17 protein-coding genes are annotated in these 18,126 nt (G+C 59.6%); 16 read left to right on the forward strand and 1 reads right to left on the reverse strand.

Annotated elements, in window-relative coordinates:
- Window positions 1–75 precede the first annotated feature (75 nt).
- The 16 genes from M516_RS23455 (at window position 76) to M516_RS0113240 (ending at window position 16,717) form a co-directional block, all read left to right on the forward strand.
- A complete protein-coding gene (locus M516_RS23455) occupies window positions 76–2,391 on the forward strand; it encodes a GGDEF domain-containing protein (RefSeq protein WP_051188214.1) in 2,316 nt (771 codons plus the stop codon).
- Between the two features lie 26 nt (window positions 2,392–2,417).
- Entirely contained in the window at window positions 2,418–2,852 is a 435-nt protein-coding gene (locus tag M516_RS0113170; protein ID WP_029099542.1) for a peptidylprolyl isomerase, read from the forward strand.
- A gap of 402 nt (window positions 2,853–3,254) precedes the next feature.
- On the forward strand, window positions 3,255–3,992 hold the full coding sequence (locus M516_RS0113175) for an alanyl-tRNA editing protein (RefSeq protein WP_029099543.1): 738 nt from the start codon (window positions 3,255–3,257) through the stop codon (window positions 3,990–3,992).
- Window positions 3,993–4,124: 132 nt separating this feature from the next.
- On the forward strand, window positions 4,125–4,799 hold the full coding sequence (locus tag M516_RS0113180) for a site-2 protease family protein (protein WP_029099544.1): 675 nt from the start codon (window positions 4,125–4,127) through the stop codon (window positions 4,797–4,799).
- 25 nt (window positions 4,800–4,824) lie between these two features.
- Window positions 4,825–5,592, forward strand: a complete 768-nt coding sequence (locus tag M516_RS0113185) for a segregation/condensation protein A (RefSeq protein WP_029099545.1) — start codon at window positions 4,825–4,827, stop codon at window positions 5,590–5,592.
- Entirely contained in the window at window positions 5,582–6,166 is a 585-nt protein-coding gene (scpB, locus tag M516_RS0113190) for an SMC-Scp complex subunit ScpB (RefSeq protein WP_029099546.1), read from the forward strand. Before M516_RS0113185 ends, scpB begins: the two co-directional genes overlap by 11 nt.
- Before the next feature lie 89 nt (window positions 6,167–6,255).
- A complete protein-coding gene (locus tag M516_RS0113195) occupies window positions 6,256–7,416 on the forward strand; it encodes a D-alanyl-D-alanine carboxypeptidase family protein (RefSeq protein ID WP_029099547.1) in 1,161 nt (386 codons plus the stop codon).
- Window positions 7,409–7,999 (forward strand): nucleoside recognition domain-containing protein, encoded by a 591-nt coding sequence (locus tag M516_RS0113200; protein ID WP_029099548.1) that lies wholly within the window; start codon window positions 7,409–7,411, stop codon window positions 7,997–7,999. The genes M516_RS0113195 and M516_RS0113200 overlap by 8 nt, the downstream gene beginning before the upstream one ends.
- 15 nt (window positions 8,000–8,014) lie before the next feature.
- Window positions 8,015–8,548, forward strand: a complete 534-nt coding sequence (locus M516_RS0113205) for a spore maturation protein (protein ID WP_029099549.1) — start codon at window positions 8,015–8,017, stop codon at window positions 8,546–8,548.
- A gap of 104 nt (window positions 8,549–8,652) precedes the next feature.
- Window positions 8,653–9,402 carry a pseudouridine synthase gene (locus M516_RS0113210; protein ID WP_029099550.1) on the forward strand — a complete coding sequence of 250 codons (750 nt, stop codon included), beginning with the start codon at window positions 8,653–8,655 and terminating at the stop codon, window positions 9,400–9,402.
- A gap of 122 nt (window positions 9,403–9,524) precedes the next feature.
- Complete coding sequence (resA, locus tag M516_RS0113215) at window positions 9,525–10,049, forward strand: thiol-disulfide oxidoreductase ResA (protein WP_029099551.1); 525 nt, start codon at window positions 9,525–9,527, stop codon at window positions 10,047–10,049.
- A 12-nt stretch (window positions 10,050–10,061) separates the two neighbouring features.
- Complete coding sequence (gene resB / locus M516_RS0113220; RefSeq protein ID WP_029099552.1) at window positions 10,062–11,717, forward strand: cytochrome c biogenesis protein ResB; 1,656 nt, start codon at window positions 10,062–10,064, stop codon at window positions 11,715–11,717.
- A 25-nt stretch (window positions 11,718–11,742) separates the two neighbouring features.
- Window positions 11,743–12,972, forward strand: coding sequence for a cytochrome c biogenesis protein CcsA (ccsA, locus tag M516_RS0113225; RefSeq protein WP_029099553.1), 1,230 nt, complete (start codon window positions 11,743–11,745; stop codon window positions 12,970–12,972).
- 96 nt (window positions 12,973–13,068) lie between these two features.
- The gene (locus M516_RS0113230; protein WP_029099554.1) at window positions 13,069–13,785 is read left to right on the forward strand and encodes a response regulator transcription factor; all 717 of its coding nucleotides are present in this window, start codon (window positions 13,069–13,071) and stop codon (window positions 13,783–13,785) included.
- 1 nt (window position 13,786) lies between these two features.
- Window positions 13,787–15,568 (forward strand): ATP-binding protein, encoded by a 1,782-nt coding sequence (locus M516_RS0113235; protein ID WP_029099555.1) that lies wholly within the window; start codon window positions 13,787–13,789, stop codon window positions 15,566–15,568.
- A gap of 12 nt (window positions 15,569–15,580) precedes the next feature.
- The gene (locus M516_RS0113240; protein WP_029099556.1) at window positions 15,581–16,717 is read left to right on the forward strand and encodes an HAD family hydrolase; all 1,137 of its coding nucleotides are present in this window, start codon (window positions 15,581–15,583) and stop codon (window positions 16,715–16,717) included.
- 113 nt (window positions 16,718–16,830) lie between these two features.
- Here M516_RS0113240 and M516_RS0113245 read toward each other — a convergent pair whose 3' ends face one another.
- Window positions 16,831–18,114 carry an ArsB/NhaD family transporter gene (locus M516_RS0113245; protein ID WP_029099557.1) on the reverse strand — a complete coding sequence of 428 codons (1,284 nt, stop codon included), beginning with the start codon at window positions 18,112–18,114 and terminating at the stop codon, window positions 16,831–16,833.
- Window positions 18,115–18,126: the final 12 nt, after the last annotated feature.

Genomic DNA, 18,126 nt, shown 5'->3' on the forward strand with positions numbered 1-18,126 from the left:
CCATTTATTAATCGTGGGTTTACATGATCTCAAGAGTGGCCTGCCATACTGGGGAGCGAGGAGGAAAGATCCACCATGTGGTCGACGTTGCTCAATCGGCTTCAGCGCTTCTCCATCCTTTCCCTGGACAGGCGCCCCCGCCTTACATCCATGATTGCACAGGAGGTGGGCAAAGGCGCCGCCGTTGTTTTGTTTTACGCAGACATCGTCAAAATGACGGCGATTGAAAACCGGTACGGGGACACGGCCGCCAAGCGGGTCCTGCATATTTTTGAGCGGACGCTGCCCGAGGTCTGCCGAGACGTGTTTGAGATCAAGGGAAAGGTGTTGGCGATCCAAAGGCTGTGGGGGGACGACTTTGCCGTCTACGTCTCATTTTCCTCCGGTTTTCAAGAGGAAGAGTGCCGGCTGATGTCGATCAGCTTTCAGGAACGGATGGAGATGCAGGTAAACCGCCAGGTCCGTTTTGTCCATCGCGAAGACCTGCGGGTCCACATCGGGTATGCCCGTTTCCCGGGTGTTGACGTGGTCAAGGAGATGTACACCTCGGTCAAGCATGCTGTGCACATGGCCAAATACGGCGTCACCTCGGAGAAGTACACCCATGTGACGCAGTTTCACCGCCTGCTTCAGGACGAAAACATCGACATGCACTACATGCCGATCGTCTCGCTGCGCGACGCTGAACCGCTCGGGTGGGAGGCGTTGGCCAGGGGGCCGCAGAACACGCCCTTTTACTCCCCGGCGGCGCTGTTCTCCTACGCGGAAGAGACGGATATGGTGTTTCGGCTGGAACACATCTGCCGCAAACGGGCGTTGGAACAACTGCGCTATCTGAAAACCAGCCAAAAGTTGTTCATCAATATCGATCCACGCGCGATTGACGATCCGTATCTGCTGCGGGGGGACGTGTTGGGATTGTTGGAACGGTACAGGCTGAATCCCCGCAACATCGTGCTGGAGATCACGGAGCGGCACGCGATTACCAATTACGCGGCGTTCCGCAAGATCATCGAAGAATATCGGAAAAAAGGGTATCTGGTCGCCGTCGATGACGCGGGGGCCGGGTATTCCAGCCTCGAGTCCATCACGGAGATTTACCCCGACTACATCAAACTGGACATGTCGCTCATTCGCAACATTGATGTGGATTCGATCAAGCAGGCGCTGCTGGAGACATTCGTCCAGTTCGCCGAAAAGGTCAAGTGCAAGATCATCGCCGAAGGGATCGAGACCGAACGGGAGCTGGAAACGCTGATGGAACTGGGTGTCCCCTACGGCCAGGGCTACTATCTGGGCCGGCCGGCGAGGGGGATGGCGCAGGTCTCCGGCCGGGCGATGAACGTGATCCGCACGGCGCAGGAAACGCGCACGGCAAGGGAGCCAATCCCGCTGGGGGTTACGCCCGATATGACCGACATTTTGAGCAAGACGGTGTGCGTCGACAAATACGCCAAGGTGCGGCGCGTTCATCACATCTTTGAACAAAACCAGCGGATCGAGAGCGTGGTCGTCCTGGAAGACGGCAAGCCGATCGGACTGGTGATGCGCTTTCAGCTCTACAAGATCTTGGGCGGCCCGTACGGCATCCCGCTGTACTACGAACGTCCCGTTTCGCACATCATGAACACCAATCCGCTCACGGCCAAAAAGGACGACAAGATCGACGACGTGGCCAAACGGGCGATGGCCCGGGACGCGTACCACCTCTACGACGTGGTGATCATCACCGGCGAGGAGGAGGAATACGTCGGCATCATCACGGTCCAGAGTCTCTTGGACAAATTGGCCTCCATCAAGCTGGAATTGGCTACATCGGCCAACCCGCTGACCGGCCTGCCCGGCAACCTGCAGATCGAGCGGGTGCTGGATCATCGGCTCAGGCGAAACGAGGCGCAGACGGTCATCTACTGCGATCTCGACAGGTTCAAGTGGTTCAACGACCGGTACGGCTTCGAAGTGGGCGATCAGATCATCGTCCGGACGGCGGCGCTCTTGAAAGAAGGGGTGAAGCGCTTTGGCACTCATCACGATTTTATCGGCCACATTGGCGGCGACGACTTTATCGTCATCACCACCCCGGAGTGTGCGGAACCGATCGTCGCGTTTCTGATCGAGCAGTTCGGGTCGTACTTCGCCGACATCTATGAGAAACGGCGGGTCAGCGACGACTCGATCCTGTCGATGTCGATGGCCGGCGTCAGCCTGCTTCCCGGCAGGTTTGGCAGCGTGGAGGAAATCGCGCAGCAGGCGGCATGGGTCAAACGGCTGGCGAAGGAGCGGCCCGGAACCGTCTTTGTCTCCGACCAGGACAGGGAGTGCGCGGAAGCGAATGACAGCGAAAGAGATTGGACGCGGGCAGAGCAGCGTGGTAAAATGGGGGCGTTATGACTCTTCCCACGTCTGGAGGCAATGGAATGAAAAAAGCGCTGATCACCATGGAAAACGGCAACCAGATCGAACTGGAACTGTTCGATCAGGAAGCGCCGGGAACGGTGGCCAATTTTGAAAAATTGGCAAATTCGGGATTCTACAACGGCCTGACGTTCCACCGCGTCATCCCGGGCTTCGTGGCGCAGGGCGGGTGCCCGTACGGGACGGGAACAGGCGGACCGGGCTACACCATCAAGTGCGAGACCGAAGGCAATCCGCACAAGCATCTGCGCGGCTCCCTGTCGATGGCGCACGCGGGCAAGGATACCGGCGGAAGCCAGTTCTTCATCTGCTATGACTCCTTCCCGCACCTGGACGGCGTACATACCGTTTTCGGCCGCGTGACGAAAGGCATGGAGCACGTGGATGCGATCAAGCAGGGCGACAGAATGGAAAAAGTGGAAGTGTTCGCCGAATAACGGCAAGGGAACACAACCGTTGCGCAATCGAATCCCCTCGCGGTGGACTGCGGGAAAACGCCCAGGTGAGGACAGGGGCGAAGACAGTCTGCCGGAGGGGATTTTGTCATGCCAAAAGGGCAGACGTGTCCCCATGCGCCAGGAGAACGGAGAGGGGGGAGCAGGAGCCGCTTCGTTCATCTGGGTTTCTCTGGGTTTACAGCATTTCCGATCCTGTGATAAAACGTAGGTAGTGAACAAACGACCGGCATCGGGAGCGGAAAAACCGGACAACTTGCGGCACAGCCATCCGATAGTGGCTCAGGTCGTGACAGGGCAGCGGTTCAGCATGATGAACCGTTTTTTTGCAGCTCCACAAACGTAGTTAGCTTACTAACTTCTACGGATCCAGAGGGATGTCTTGTGACAGCAGAACTATTTCTGGAGGACAGCTATCGTTGTGAATGTGCGGCTCGCATCGTGGAGATTTCCGGCGAAAAGGTGATCCTCGATCAGACGATGTTTTATCCGACGGGCGGCGGACAGGAATGCGACACCGGGACGCTTGAACAGGACGGACGGCTGTTTGACGTCTACCAGGTGAAGCGGGAGGGCGGCCGGATCGTCCATTACGTCAAGGAACCGGAAGGACTGGCGGCCGGTCCGGTCACGGCCAGAATCGACTGGCAGCGCCGGTATGGAATGATGCGTCTCCACACGTCGCTGCACGTGTTGGCAGCGGTCGTATACAAGAAGTACGGCGCCCTCTGCACCGGCAACCAGATTTACCCGGAGCGGGCCCGCATCGATTTTAACCAGCTTCATGACTTGACGCCGGCGGAACTGGATGAGATCGTCGCGGAAACCAACCGCGTGATCGCCGCCGATCATCCCATCTCGTACCGGACCATCGGCAGGGAAGAGGCGGAGCGCATCCCCGGGATCATCAAAACGGTGGTCAGCCTGCTGCCTCCCTCGATCAGGGAAGTGCGGCTGGTGTCGATCGATTCCGTTGACGAGCAGGCGTGCGGCGGCACCCATGTCAAACGAACCGGGGAGATCGGCCGACTGGAGATCACGGACGTAAAAAGCAAAGGGAAGAACAACAAGCGGCTGGAAGTGCGGGTGCTCCCGCTCAACGTGGAAAACACACAGGGATGAGCCCGCTCCCGGTCACCTGCTCCAAACGCGCGCTGCTTGTCTGAGCGACCCGTTCTCCTCCGCACTCGGGGTTGTAACCCTCCGAGTCTGCTGGTATGCTAGAAGATAGCGACTTTTTCGGAGGAGAACGGAATGGACTTTCCTAATCTGTTTCACTTTGAGTGGGAGACGGTGCCGTTTCGCTTGATCGCGTTCGTCATCGCCTTTACGCTGCACGAGTGGGCGCACGCCTACGTGGCCTGGAAGCTGGGGGATGACACGGCCAAGCGGGAAGGGCGCCTGACGCTCAATCCGATTCCCCACATCGATCCGTTCGGGCTGATTTTGATTTTGTTCGGACCGTTTGGCTGGGCCAAGCCCGTGCCGATCAACCCGCTGCAGTTCCGCGGCAACAAACGGCTGGGGATCGTCTACGTGTCGGCGGCCGGGCCGCTGATCAACCTGGTGCTGGCCGTTTTCTTCATGACGATCTACGGCTGGGTGGCGCAATCGAACGTGCTTGCGGGCATGCACGAAATGGCTGCCGTCGCCATTCATGAAACGCTGTTCAACTGCGTGCTCATCAACTGCGCGCTGTTTGTGTTCAACCTGCTGCCCATCCATCCCCTGGACGGCTCCAAAATCGTCCGTTTTCTTTCGCCGCGCCGCTGGGACGGATTCTTTTACAAGCTGGAGGTTTACGGACCGTGGCTCCTGCTGCTGCTGATCTTCCTGCCGGCTCTGCGGGGCCTGATTCTGAATGCGCCGCTGAGCATGACCGTCTCGTGGGTGGTAGATGCGGCTACCGCCATTTTATCGCTGTTCTAGCCAGTGGGAAACGAGGGAGTTACTTGTGTCATACAGCATCAAACTAGATTCCTTTGAAGGCCCGCTCGACCTGCTTCTGCACCTGATCGAAAAGGCGGAGGTGGACATCTACGACATCCCGGTCGCGGAGATTACCGAGCAGTATCTGGCGACGATCGACACGATGCAGCAGCTTCAGTTGGATGTGGCCAGCGAGTTCGTCGTGATGGCGGCCACGCTGCTGTCGATCAAAAGCAAGATGCTGCTGCCGCGAAAGGAAGAGCACGTGTTTCAACCGCTTTTGGACATGGACGTGGAAGAGGCCGACCCGCGCGAGGAACTGGTGCAGCGGCTGCTGGAGTATAAACGGTACAAGCTGTTGGCCGATCAGCTCCGCGAGATGGAGACGGGGCGCAACCAGGTGTTCACGCGTCCGGCGGAAGACTTGTCCCCCTACGTCCGCGAAGAGGAGCAGACGATCAAGGACGTCACCCTGTACGACCTGCTGAGCGCGCTGGAAAAGCTGGTGAAGCGGGTCAAGGAGAGGGACCCGATCGCCAAGGTGTCGCGCGACGAGATTTCCATCAAGGACAGAATGAAGGAAATCCGGCAGCTTTTGCGGGTGGGCGGCGGCATGATCCGCTTTTTCCAGCTTTTCTCGCCGGGGGCGTCGCGCACGGAGATCGTCACCACGTTTCTCGCCCTGCTGGAGCTGATGAAGGCCAAACACGTCACCTGCGTGCAGCACAAGCTGTTTCACGACATCATGATCTGCGAGAATACGGAGAAAGGAGCCCAAGCCGATGGACTATGACAAGCTGAAAGGCGTCATCGAGGGCTTGCTGTTCATCTCGGGCGACGAGGGCATTGACGCCAAGCAAATCAGCGAGATAATCGAAGTGCCGGAAGAAACGGTCGTCGATTTGATCGAGGACATGAAAGCGGATTTTCGCCGTGCGGGACGCGGCATTCAGATCGTGGAGGTGGCCCGCGCCTACCAACTGACCACCCTGCCTGAGCACGCGCCCTATTTTGAGCGGCTGGCTTCATCGCCCAGCCAGTCCACGCTTTCCCAGGCGGCGTTGGAGACGCTGGCGATCATCGCGTACAAGCAGCCCATCACCCGCTCGGAAATCGAGGAGATTCGCGGCGTCAAATGCGAAAAGGCGCTGAACACGCTGCTCTCCAAGCAGCTGATTCGCGAAGCGGGCCGGGCGGAAGGCGTGGGGCGCCCGATCCTGTACGCCACGACCAAGGAGTTTTTGGAACATTTCGGGCTGCGGGAATTGAGCGATCTGCCCGAGCCGCCCGTCAACCTGAACATCGAGGAAGCCCGGATGGAGGCGTCCGCCCTGTTTGGAAAAGCGGAAGAGACGACAAACGACTAGTCGCCTGCGGACAGTTTCGGTACTATCAAACGACTCGTCCCCATATACTGGTACAAACTGCCGGTACTACAATCGTTGGGGAGGACGTTATGAAAGTGCGGAAAAAACTGTCCGGCGTACTCGTCGTTTTTCTTTTTTGGCAGATGCTCCTCATGCAGCAGCAGGTGGAGGCCGCAGACGGCCCCCCCGACGTCTCCGCGGAAGCGGCCGCCCTGATCGATGTGGCCAGCGGGCGCATCCTGTACGCCAAAAACGGATCGAAAAAAATGCGGATCGCCAGCCTGACCAAAACCATGACGGCGATTGTGGCGATCGAGTCGGGCCGGCTTCAGGACGTCGTGACCGTGCCAAAGGAGGCAGTCGGGGTGGACGGCTCCTCGATCTACCTCAAGCAGGGCGAAAAGCTGACGCTCGAAGAACTGCTGTACGGGCTGATGCTCCGCTCCGGCAACGACGCCGCCGTGGCCGTGGCGCATCACGTCGGCGGATCGGTGCCCGGATTCGTCTACCTGATGAATGAAAAGGCGGCGCTGATCGGCATGACCCACACCAACTTCACCAATCCGCACGGTCTCGACGACAGCAACATGCACTATTCCACCGCCGAGGATATGGCCAAGCTCTCCGCCTACGCGCTGCACAATCCCGTCTTTCGCCAGATCGTCTCGACCAAGGTGAAGAGCATCTCGTGGGAAGGGGAAAAATGGGACCGGCGTTTGCAGAACAAAAACAAGCTGCTTCATCTGTACAACGGCGCGGACGGAGTGAAGACCGGCTACACCAAGCTGGCCAAACGCTGTCTGGCTTCCTCCGCGACGCGGGACGGTCGGCAGTTGGCGGCGATCACGCTCAATGCGCCGGATGACTGGAACGACTCGATGAAGCTGTTGGACTGGGGGTTTGAGCACTTTGCCGTGAGCAGGGTTGTTACCAAGGGGCAAACGGTCCAGGCGGGGTTTGCGGCAGACGAACCGTCCCTCCGCCTGGTGACGATCAACGAGTTCGCCTATCCGCTGCAAAACGGCGAGGCCGAACAGCTCCGCACGCAGGTGGAGCTGGTTCAGCCGTCCGTGACGAAGCGGATGGTCGGCAGTCACGTCGGGTTTTTGCAGGTGTATCTCGGTGACCGGTTGATCGGCCGGGTGCCGCTCACCGTACAGGATTCGTCGCCGGCCTCGACGCCCGGGCGGACGCGGTCGTTCTGGGACCATGTCTGGGAGATCATGGCGGGAGGGATGTGGAGTGCTTAACGTCATCTGGCTCGCCCTGATCGTCATCAGCATCGTGGTGGCCGCCGTCAACGGACGGCTGGATGCGGTCAATCAGGCGGCGTTTGAAGGAGCCAAAACGGGGGTGACCGTCGCGTTCGGGCTGGTAAGCGTGCTGGCGTTCTGGATGGGCTTGATGCGCATTGCCGAGAAAGCGGGGCTTCTGGACGTGCTCGCCCGGCTGTTGGCGCCGCTCATCAACCGGCTGTTTCCCGACGTGCCGAACGGACATCCGGCCATGGCCTACATTTTGTCCAACATGAGCGCCAATCTGCTCGGGCTGGGCAACGCGGCCACGCCGATGGGACTGAAGGCGATGGAGGAACTGCAAAAACTGAATCCCGACAAGCAGCACGCCACGCCGGCCATGTGCACGCTGTTGGCGATCAACACGGCCAGCATTACCCTGATTCCCACGACCATGATCGCGATTCGCATGCAGTACGGTTCGGCCCATCCGGTCGAAATCGTGGGCACGACGCTGCTGGCGTCGTTCGGCGCCACGGCTGTCGCCCTGCTGCTGGATCGCTGGTACCGATACCGTCACACCCGCAGGCTGAAATAAAGGAGGGAAGCCGGTATGTACCAATGGGTTTCCCTGATCTCGCTGTGGGCCATTCCGGTCACGATCGCGTTCGTGCTGCTGTACGGCTGGCACAGGCGGATTCCCGTGTACGAGACGTTTGTCGACGGAGCCAGAGGCGGGCTGACCACGTCCATCCGCATCCTTCCCCATCTGATCGCGATGATGGTGGCCGTCACGATGTTCCGTGAATCGGGAGCGCTGGAACTGCTGCTCTCCGTCCTGAAACCGCTGCTCGCGGTGCTGCACGTGCCGGAGGAGATCGTCCCGCTCGCGCTGCTTCGCCCGCTCACCGGCACGGGGTCGCTGGCGGTGGCCACCGACCTCATCGCCCAGTACGGCCCCGATTCGTTTATCGGCAGGCTGGCCGCCACCATGCAGGGAAGCACGGATACGACGCTGTACGTGCTGACCGTCTACTTCGGCGCGGTAGGCATCCGCCATTCCGCGTACGCCCTGCGGGTCGGGCTGTGGTCGGATCTGGCGGGCGTAATCTTTTCGCTGCTGATCGTTACGTACGTCTTTGGCTGAGCCGTGATGGGCTGGCTGGAAAACTTCCCGGTCGAGGGAAGTTTTTTCGTTTTTCTTGTCCACACTGGTAAGAATGGGTATGATGTTGTAGAGGTGAACCATCCATGGAACGGTTGCAAAAAGTGTTGGCACACGCCGGCGTCGCCTCTCGCCGCCACTGCGAAGAATTGATCGTGCAGGGCCGGGTGCAGGTGAACGGCAAAGTGGTGCGGGAACTGGGAACGCGGGTCGATCCCGGCACGGACCGGATCGCCGTGGACGGCCGACCGGTTCGCCTGGAACAGCACGTCTACCTGCTGCTGTACAAGCCGACCGGCGTCATCACCAGCGTCTCCGATCCGCAGGGCCGGCGCGTCGTCACCGATCTGTTGAAAGGGGTAAAGGAACGGGTCTATCCGGTGGGACGGCTGGACTACGACACGTCGGGCCTGCTGCTGATGACAAACGACGGGGAACTGGCCAACATGCTGGCACACCCCTCGTACGAGATCGACAAGGTGTACCGCGCCTGGGTGAGAGGAGTGCCCAGCCCGGAAAAAGTGGACAGGCTGGCGCGCGGAATCAAGCTGGAGGACGGCATGACGGCTCCCGCGCGGGCAAGACTGCTGAAGACGTCGGCCGCCGGGGATCGGGCGCTGCTGGAGCTGACCATTCACGAAGGGCGCAATCGCCAGGTCCGCCGAATGTGCGAAGCGATCGGCCATCCGGTGCTGACCCTGGAGCGCGTCAAGCTGGGCTTCCTCACGCTGGAAGGACTGGAGCCGGGACAGTACCGGCCGCTGACGACGGCGGAAGTGGAGCGGTTGAAACGGGGCCTGACCCGGGACCGCAAAATCCCGCCGCACCGCCGCTGATCCGGCGCGAGACGTTCAAAATCTGTTCATATCTTGTGCGCTGGCGGAAAATCAAGGAACGCTATAATAAAATAAGGAAGCAAACAGGCCGGCAACAGGCACAGATGGGAGTTTGGACATTCATGGACAAGAGCAATCGCACATACATCAGAGTGGCTGTTTTGGGCGTTTTGCTGGTGGCGCTGGTCTTCGCCGTCTATTCCAGCTTTGTGAAGGACCCCAACGCCGTGAAAGTGGGCAGGGACGCCCCCAATTTCAGCCTGGAACAGCTAAACGGCGCGTCCATCACCCTGTCCGATTTGAGGGGAAAAGGCGTCGTGCTCAACTTCTGGGGGACGTGGTGCGGCCCCTGTAAACAGGAAATGCCCGCCCTGCAGAAGCAGTACGAAGCGTACAAAGACAAGGGACTGGTGGTTGTGGGCGTGAACATCGGGGAATCGCCGATCACCGTGGAACCGTTTGTGAAGCAGTTTGGCGTGACCTTCCCGATCCTGCTGGACCGCGAGTCGCAAATCACCAAGCTGTATCGCATCGGACCGATTCCGACGACGTTTTTCATCGATCCGGACGGAGAAGTGAAGGAAATTTTCGTCGGGCAGTTGAACGAGGACATGATCGCCCAAAAAGTGGCCAAAATCTTGCCGTAAGAGAGGAGCAACATGGATCAGCGAAAATGTGAATGCGGACATGCCAATCCGGTCGGCACGCTGCTCTGTGAATCGTGCGGCAGGCCGCTGGAGCAGGAGCTGACCGCACAGACCGGAGAGGCTGCACAGGTCGGACAGGCCGCCTTTCCCGACATGCGTTACGAAGGGATGGCCCGCCGATCCCAGACCTATACCAATACCTTGATTGACCGGGTGTGGAACACCTTCTCATCCGTCAAGGTCGCCATTGGCATCATCATCGTTATCTTGATCGCCTCCGCCATCGGTACCATCTTTCCGCAGCAGCAGTACATCCCCGTGCCGGTGCCGACGGAGGCGGACGTCGCCCGGTTCTACAGCGAGACCTACGGAACGCTGGGGCAGATCTACTACGCGTTGGGATTCCACAACATGTACTCGTCGTGGTGGTTTGTCACGCTGCTGGTCGCCTTGGGCACGTCCCTGGTCATCTGCAGTCTGGACAGGGTGATCCCGCTCTACAAGGCGCTGAACAAACCGCGCGTCAACCAGCATGTCTCGTTCCTGAAAGGGCAAAAGCTGTACGGCGAAGCGGAGCTTTCCGCCGAGACGCAGCCGGGTGCGGTCGCCGACAAGGCCGCCGAAGCCCTGCGGAAAAAAGGCTACCGCATCTTCCGCGACGGCGACGCGCTGATGGCGGAAAAAGGGCGCTTCAGCCGTTGGGGGCCCTACATCAACCACATTGGACTGATTATTTTCCTGATTGGCGTCCTGATGCGGAATATCCCCGGCTTTTACCTGGACCAGTTCGTCTGGGTGCGCGAGGGGCAGACGGTGGCGGTGCCGGATACCCCGTATTACGTAAAAAACGTGGCGTACCATACCGAGTACTGGTCGGAAGAAGAGATGCCGCAAAAGCTCGATCTGAACGGGGGCGCGATTCCGAAAAAGTTCCAGACGGACGCGATTCTCTACCTGAACAAAAACGCCGATCTGCCCGGTGCCAAGCCGGAGCTGATCGAGGTGAAGCGGGGACCGATCGTGGTGAACCATCCCATGATCTATGAAGACCTGTCTTTGGTCCAGTCGGGCGTGCAGGAGATGCAGTTGGGCGCCCTCAATTTTGTCCTGATCGACAGGCAGGCCGGCGGCAAACCGGTCGGGCCGATCAAGCTGGATCTCTACGAGCCCAATCCGGAACTGCAGGTGGGCGACGGGATCAAGGTTCGCGTACTGGAGTACTTCCCCGACTTTATCATGGGGCCGGACAACAAACCGGCGACGAAGACCAACCTGCCGAATAATCCGATGTTCGCGCTGGAAGTGATCTCGGAAAAAGACAACGTGCGGGAGAAGATGGTGTACCTGCGCGGCACGATCATCACGCAGAAAGCCGACTCCCGTTACACGCTGGAGATCAAGATGCCCGACCTGATCGACATCTCGGGACTGATGGTGCGCATCGACAAGGCCGTTCCCGTGATCTACTTCGGCGCGATCATCTTCATGATCGGCGTGGTGATGGGCTTCTTCTGGCAGCACCGCCGGATATGGGTGCAGTTTCATGAGGGACGGCTGCTCCTGGCTGGCCACACCAACAAAAACTGGTACGGACTGCGCCGGGAGATGCAAACTTTGATTGAACAGACGGAGCTGCCGATCGCGCTGGAAGACAGATCGAAAGCGTAAGCGGCTCCAAGGAGGGTAACTGGACGTGCAGCTCATCCAACTGAGTGATTGGCTACTGGATATCGCCTTTGTGCTGTACGTGCTCTCGTCGATTGTGTTCGTCGTCGCGATGACGGGGAAGAACTGGGCGGGACGCGATCCGAAACAGCACGAACTGAAGTATGGCCGGACCGCCTACTGGCTGGCGGTGATCGGCTTTCTCGCCCAAACCGGCTACGTGGTGACGCGATGGATTGCCGGCGGCCACAGCCCGACCAGCAACATGTTCGAATTTATCGCGTTTCTGGACTACTGTATTATCCTGGCCTACCTGATCATCTACCGCATCTACAAGCTGACCGTAATCGGCATGTTCGTGCTGCCGCTGGGGGTCATCATGCTGGCGTACTCGTACGTCTTTCCCAAAGAGGTGACGCCGCTGATCCCGGCGCTGCAGAGCTACTGGCTGCACATTCACGTGACCACGGCAGCGCTGGGCGAGGGCATTTTGGCGGTCGGCTTTGCCGCCGGGCTGATGTACCTGGTGCGGACCGTTCCGCAGGACAGGGCGACGAAGAGCACCCGCTGGCTGGAATTTGTCCTGGCCGTGGTGCTGATGCTGGTCGGCTTCATCGGCATGGACTCCACATTTGCCCGCCTGGATCACAAGACCGTCTTTGAACTGAACCAGGAGCAGGAGAACAATCAGGGTCAGATGGAGAAAATGAAGGTAGAGTACACCCTGCCGGCCATCGTCGCGCCGAACGGCTCCACGGTTGTCAAAGCGGGACCGATGACGCCGCTGTTCGAGGCGCCCGCCTGGATGGAAGGCAAAGATGCGGCCCGGAAGCTGAATACGATGCTCTGGTCCGTCATCTCCGGTCTGGTCCTGTACGGTATCCTGCGGCTGGTTTTCCGCAAACGGCTGGGGGCGGTCATGCAGCCTTCGCTGAACGGCATCGATCCGGAACTGCTGGACGAAATCAGCTATCGCGCGATCAGCATCGGCTATCCCGTGTTTACGCTGGGAGCGCTGATTTTCGCCATGATCTGGGCAGAAGAGGCATGGGGCCGCTTCTGGGGCTGGGACCCCAAAGAGGTGTGGGCGCTGATCGTCTGGCTGTTTTACAGCGCGTACCTCCACCTGCGCCTGTCGCGCGGCTGGATCGGCGCCAAATCGGCCTGGATGTCCGTCATCGGGTTCGTCATCATCCTGATCACGCTGGTGGTGGTCAACCTGGTGATCGCCGGTCTGCATTCCTACGCAGGGGTGTAGCGCAGGCATACGTCGTAAAAAGCTGGTCTGTCCGCCAGCTTTTTGGACTATCTGATTCACATTCGATTGATAACATGGACCCAAGAGGTGTATGGTATGGAAAAAGCGGCACGCATTCTAGTGGTGGATGACGAGGAACGCATTCGCCGTCTGTTGAAAATGTACCTGGAACGAGAAGCTTTTGTCATTGACGAAGCGGACAACGGGGAACAGGCGTTGGAGATGGCGCTGGCGACCGACTACGACATCATTTTGCTCGACTTGATGCTGCCCGGCATGGACGGCATCGAGGTGTGCCAAAAAATCCGCGAGCACAAAGCGACGCCGATCGTCATGCTGACAGCCAAAGGGGAAGAGACCAACCGCGTTCACGGCTTCGAGGCCGGCGTGGACGATTACGTCGTCAAGCCTTTCAGCCCGCGTGAGGTCGTCTACCGCGTCAAGGCCATCCTGCGCCGTTCTTCGGCTACCGCGTACCTGAAGACGGATACGTTCAACAGCCATTCGGTCCTCGTTTTCCCCGATCTGACGATTGACCATGACGCCCACAAGGTGATCGCCAGCGGGCAGGAAGTGAGCCTGACGCCCAAAGAATACGAGCTGCTGCATTACCTGGCGCTGTCGCCGGACAAGGTCTTCACCCGCGAGGAGCTCCTGAAAGACGTATGGCATTACGAGTTTTTCGGCGATCTGCGCACCGTGGACACGCACATCAAGCGGCTTCGGGAAAAATTGAACCGCGTCTCGCCGGCCGCGGCGCAGATGATCGCCACGGTCTGGGGCGTAGGCTACAAACTTGAGGTGCCGAAGTAACGTGGACGTCATTTTCAAAAGCGTTGTCGGCAAGCTGTGGATGACCATCATCGCGCTGTTTGCCCTGGTGCTGACGCTGTTCAGTCTGATGCTGGTCCAGTCGTTTGACTCCTTTTACTTTCACCGGCAGACGAAAAACCTGCAGGAATTGGCGGAAGGTCTGTCCGAGAGCCTGGCCGCCTACCCGGACAAGCGGGCGGCGCTCGACATCGCCTCCAGCTTCGGCGTCATTCACCGCACCGGCCTGGTGATGGTCGATCAAACGGGCAAGCTCGTGGGCAAAAGTGAAGGCAGAGGGGAGCCGATGGTCCCGGTGGAGCAGCTTCTCGCGGCTCCGGAGCTGAAGCTGGCCGAGGCCCTGGCCGGCAAACACCCCGCGCCGGGACGCATCCTCTTCACCGACAATCCCAACGACCGGAACGCGCGGATGCAGATTTTGGCCGTGGCCGTTCCGATCGAGCTATCTCCAGGCATGCGGGGCTCGATCGTCATGTACCAGGCGATTGAAGATTTCGACGATACGGTGCGGGAAGTGCGCAAGCTGATTTTCGTCGTCGGCGTCATCGGTTTCATCTTGACGACGGTCTTCGCCTTTTTCCTGTCGTCGCGCATCACTTTTCCGCTGCGCCAGATGAAAGAGACAGCGCATCGGATCGCGGAAGGGGATTTTCACGCCGAGATCCCGATCCGGACGACGGACGAGATCGGCGAACTGGCCGCTTCGTTCAACACCATGGCCAGCCGGTTGAACCAACTGGTGGACGCCCTTTCCAAGGAAAAGGAGCAGTTGGCCAGCGTCCTGCGCAGCATGGTGGACGGCGTGGTGATGATCGACGAGCAGGGGAAAATCGCCGTCGCCAACCCGCCGGCCGAACACTTTCTGCGCGACTGGAAGTACGAGCACCCGGATGAACCGGTTCCGCTGTTTGCCTTCTATCAGCAGGTGGTGCAGACCGGCCAGGAGGTGACGGAGGATCTGCCCGTCCAGGGCCGAATCTGGTCGCTGGTGATGGTACCGCTGAACGACCGGGAGCAGATTCGCGGGGCCGTGGCCGTGCTGCGCGACATGACCCGGGAGCGAAAGCTGGACAAGATGCGCAACGACTTTGTCGCCAACGTGTCGCACGAACTGCGCACGCCGCTGTCCATGCTGCAGGGGTACAGCGAAGCGATCGTGGACGATATCGCCGCCTCCCCGGAGGAGCACAAGGAATTGGCCCGGATCATTTACGACGAGTCGGTCCGCATGACCAAGCTGGTCAACGAACTCCTGAGCCTGGCCCGGATGGAAGCCGGCCATGTCGAATTGAGTCTGGAGCGAATCGAGCTTCGCCCCTACCTGGAGCGTATTCAACGGAAATTTACCAACCTGGCGAGGGAACGCGAGATTCATCTGCTGCTCGAAATCGACACGGAGCAGACGACAGCGCTCGTCGATCCCGACCGGATGGAGCAGGTGCTGACCAACCTGATCGACAACGCGCTGCGCCACACCCCCAACAAGGGGACGGTGACCCTTCGCGCCCGGGGAGACAAGACGCTCCTGCTGGAGGTGAGCGACACGGGCAGCGGCATTCCGCAGGAAGACCTGCCGTTTGTGTTTGAGCGCTTTTACAAGGCGGACAAGGCGCGGACGCGGGGCAAAGCGGGCGGCACCGGACTGGGATTGGCCATCGCCAAAAACCTGGTGGAAGCCCACGGCGGAACGATCAGCGTGCAGAGCAAACTGGGGGAAGGCACGACCTTTACCATCGCCTTGCCTGACAAAACCAAGCACAAATAGGAGTGGAGAGAAATGATCAAGACGATACTGTTTGACGTCGACGGCGTCATGCTGAGTGAAGAGCGCTATTTTGACGCTTCCGCCCTGACTGTCTGGGAAATGCTGCACAGCCCGCGCTATCTCGGCCTGGCGGGGGACACGTTTACGCCCTGTCCGGAAGAAGCGGAGATCCGGCGCGTCCGCCGGCTCGTCTTTGCCGACGACGACGTGCTCACCTTCATCAAGTCGCGCGGCATCAATTCCAACTGGGATATGGTGTACCTGACCTTCGCCTACCAGGTGATCCGGCTGTGCGAAGCCCTGAAACCGGCACTGGGGCAGCAGGCCACCGATTTGCTGGCCGGCCAGTTGAACCGCGCCCAGCTCGCCCGACTGTCGGAGTGGGCCAAGGCGTACGTCCCTGACTTTACCGTTGAATACGCCAAGTTTACCAAGGATTTTGCCCGAGGCTCCGCGCAGAAGGCGGAAATGCTGCTCTATCTGAACCAGATTGCGTTTGAGCGCTGCGGCGTCGTGACCAACGCCTTCTCGCGCAACAGCGACTTGTGGCGCCTGTGCCAGGAGACGTTCCAGGAATGGTACCTGGGTGATGAACGAGTGGCCGCGTCCATCGGTCGCGAAACGCACCAGCCGGGGAAAAAGGGGTTTTTGACCGACGAAATCCCGATCGTCAGCCCGGAAGAACTGCGCAGCCTGTTTCGCACGTTGAAGGAGAAGGGGTATACGCTCGGCATCGGCACGGGACGTCCCACGATCGAGACGCATGTCCCGCTCAGCGAACTGCAGGTACTGGAATGGTTTGATCCGGAACGAGTGGTGACCGCCAGCCACGTGTTGGAAGCGGAAGAGGAGTTCCCGGCCAGCGCGCCGCTGTCCAAGCCGCATCCGTTTTCCTACCTGAAAGGGCTGCTGGGGCTGTCCACGCCCAATCGCGAGGTTCTTGGCCAACCGCTGCCGATTGCCAACGGCGACGAGGTGCTGATCGTCGGCGATTCGCTGGCGGATCTGCTGGCCGCCCGCGCCATCGGCTGTCGCTTTGCGGCTACACTGACCGGCTTGTCAGGACAGGAGGCCCGCCGCAAGTTTGAAGAAGAACGGGCCGATTACATTCTCAACGACGTGCGCGAGATTCTCTCCATCATCGAATAGCGAACCACAAGGCTTCGCCGCCCCGGCAGGGGGACAGGCGAAGCCTGATCTCTCCAAAACAAAAACGGCTCCCGCGGGAGCCGTTTTTGTTTCCTGCCCATGCAGCCTTTTTCCTACAAGACAAAATACCGCAGATAGACGTACACATGCGACAGGATGATGGACATGATCATCAGCGGAAACGCCACTTTCAGAAATCCCAGGAAGCTGATGTGATGCCCTTCCTTCTCGGCCAGTCCGGCGACGATCACGTTTGCGCTGGCGCCAATCAGCGTGCCGTTGCCGCCCAGGCATGCACCCAGCGCCAGGCTCCACCACAGCGGTTCCAGATTGGTGATGCCCAGTGCGCCCATTTCCTTGATCATCGGGATCATCGTGGCGACGAACGGAATGTTGTCTACAAACGCGGACGCAATCGCGCTCAGCCAGAGAATCAGCAGGGAGGTGTGCAGCGCATTGCCGCCGGTCAGGTGTATGGCCTCCTCCGCCAGTTTGGCGATCACGCCGGTGTGAACCAGACCGGAGACGAGGACGAACAGGCCGACAAAGAAAAAGATGGTGGTCCACTCCACCTGGCTGATCGCGTCTTCCAGGTAGTGCTCACCGGTGAGCAGAAGCAGCAGGAACGCCCCGCTCAGGGCGATCGTTGCCGTTTCCAGATGAAGCACGCTGTGCAGCATGAAGCCGATAATCGTCAGCGCCAGCACGGCCAGTGACTTTTTCAGCAGCGTGACATCGGTGATTTCGTCGCGTTCGTTCAGGTTCATGATCTGGGCCTGCAGTTCCGGCGACGCGACGAGCTGCTTGCGGTACAGCAGCACAAAACAGCCGATCGTGGCGACCATGATGATCGCGACAATGGGCGCCAGGTTGACCAGGAAGGCCATGAAGTCCAGTTCCGGGACAGCGCTTCCAATCATGATGTTGGGTGGATCCCCGATCAGCGTGGCCGTGCCGCCCGCGTTGGACGAGATAATCTCGCTGATCAAATAGGGCATCGGGTTCACCTGGAGCTGCCGGGCGATGCTGAAGGTCACCGGCACGATCAGCAGCACGGTGGTGACGTTGTCCAGGAATGCGGAGGTCACGGCCGTGATGGCGCTCAGGTAGACGAGAATGCGCACGGGATTGCCCTTGGCCGCCTTGGCGGCGCGGATGGCCATGTACTTGAAGACGCCCGTCTTCGCCGTGACGGCGACGAGAATCATCATCCCGATCAGGAGGCCGAGCGTGTTGAAGTCGATGTGCTCGATCGCCTGCTCCTGGTTGACAATGCCAAACAGGACCATGAGGATTCCGCCGGCCATGGCGACGATGGTGCGGTGAAGCTTTTCACTGATGATGAATGCGTATGTAACCAAAAAAATGCCGATGGCGAGCAGTGCCTGGTTTGCCATAACGATCTCCTC

It is taken from the genome of Brevibacillus thermoruber 423, assembly GCF_000454065.1.
In the GTDB taxonomy this organism is placed as follows: domain Bacteria; phylum Bacillota; class Bacilli; order Brevibacillales; family Brevibacillaceae; genus Brevibacillus; species Brevibacillus thermoruber.

Coding starts and splice junctions, on each gene's coding strand:
- M516_RS0113245 (WP_029099557.1), bottom strand. CDS start 18,114: ATGGCAAACCAGGCACTGCTCGCCATCGGCATTTTTTTGGTTACATAC.
- M516_RS0113205 (WP_029099549.1), top strand. CDS start 8,015: ATGTACCAATGGGTTTCCCTGATCTCGCTGTGGGCCATTCCGGTCACG.
- resA (WP_029099551.1), top strand. CDS start 9,525: ATGGACAAGAGCAATCGCACATACATCAGAGTGGCTGTTTTGGGCGTT.
- resB (WP_029099552.1), top strand. CDS start 10,062: ATGGATCAGCGAAAATGTGAATGCGGACATGCCAATCCGGTCGGCACG.
- scpB (WP_029099546.1), top strand. CDS start 5,582: ATGGACTATGACAAGCTGAAAGGCGTCATCGAGGGCTTGCTGTTCATC.
- M516_RS0113170 (WP_029099542.1), top strand. CDS start 2,418: ATGAAAAAAGCGCTGATCACCATGGAAAACGGCAACCAGATCGAACTG.
- M516_RS0113210 (WP_029099550.1), top strand. CDS start 8,653: ATGGAACGGTTGCAAAAAGTGTTGGCACACGCCGGCGTCGCCTCTCGC.
- M516_RS0113195 (WP_029099547.1), top strand. CDS start 6,256: ATGAAAGTGCGGAAAAAACTGTCCGGCGTACTCGTCGTTTTTCTTTTT.
- M516_RS0113180 (WP_029099544.1), top strand. CDS start 4,125: ATGGACTTTCCTAATCTGTTTCACTTTGAGTGGGAGACGGTGCCGTTT.
- M516_RS23455 (WP_051188214.1), top strand. CDS start 76: ATGTGGTCGACGTTGCTCAATCGGCTTCAGCGCTTCTCCATCCTTTCC.
- M516_RS0113230 (WP_029099554.1), top strand. CDS start 13,069: ATGGAAAAAGCGGCACGCATTCTAGTGGTGGATGACGAGGAACGCATT.
- M516_RS0113240 (WP_029099556.1), top strand. CDS start 15,581: ATGATCAAGACGATACTGTTTGACGTCGACGGCGTCATGCTGAGTGAA.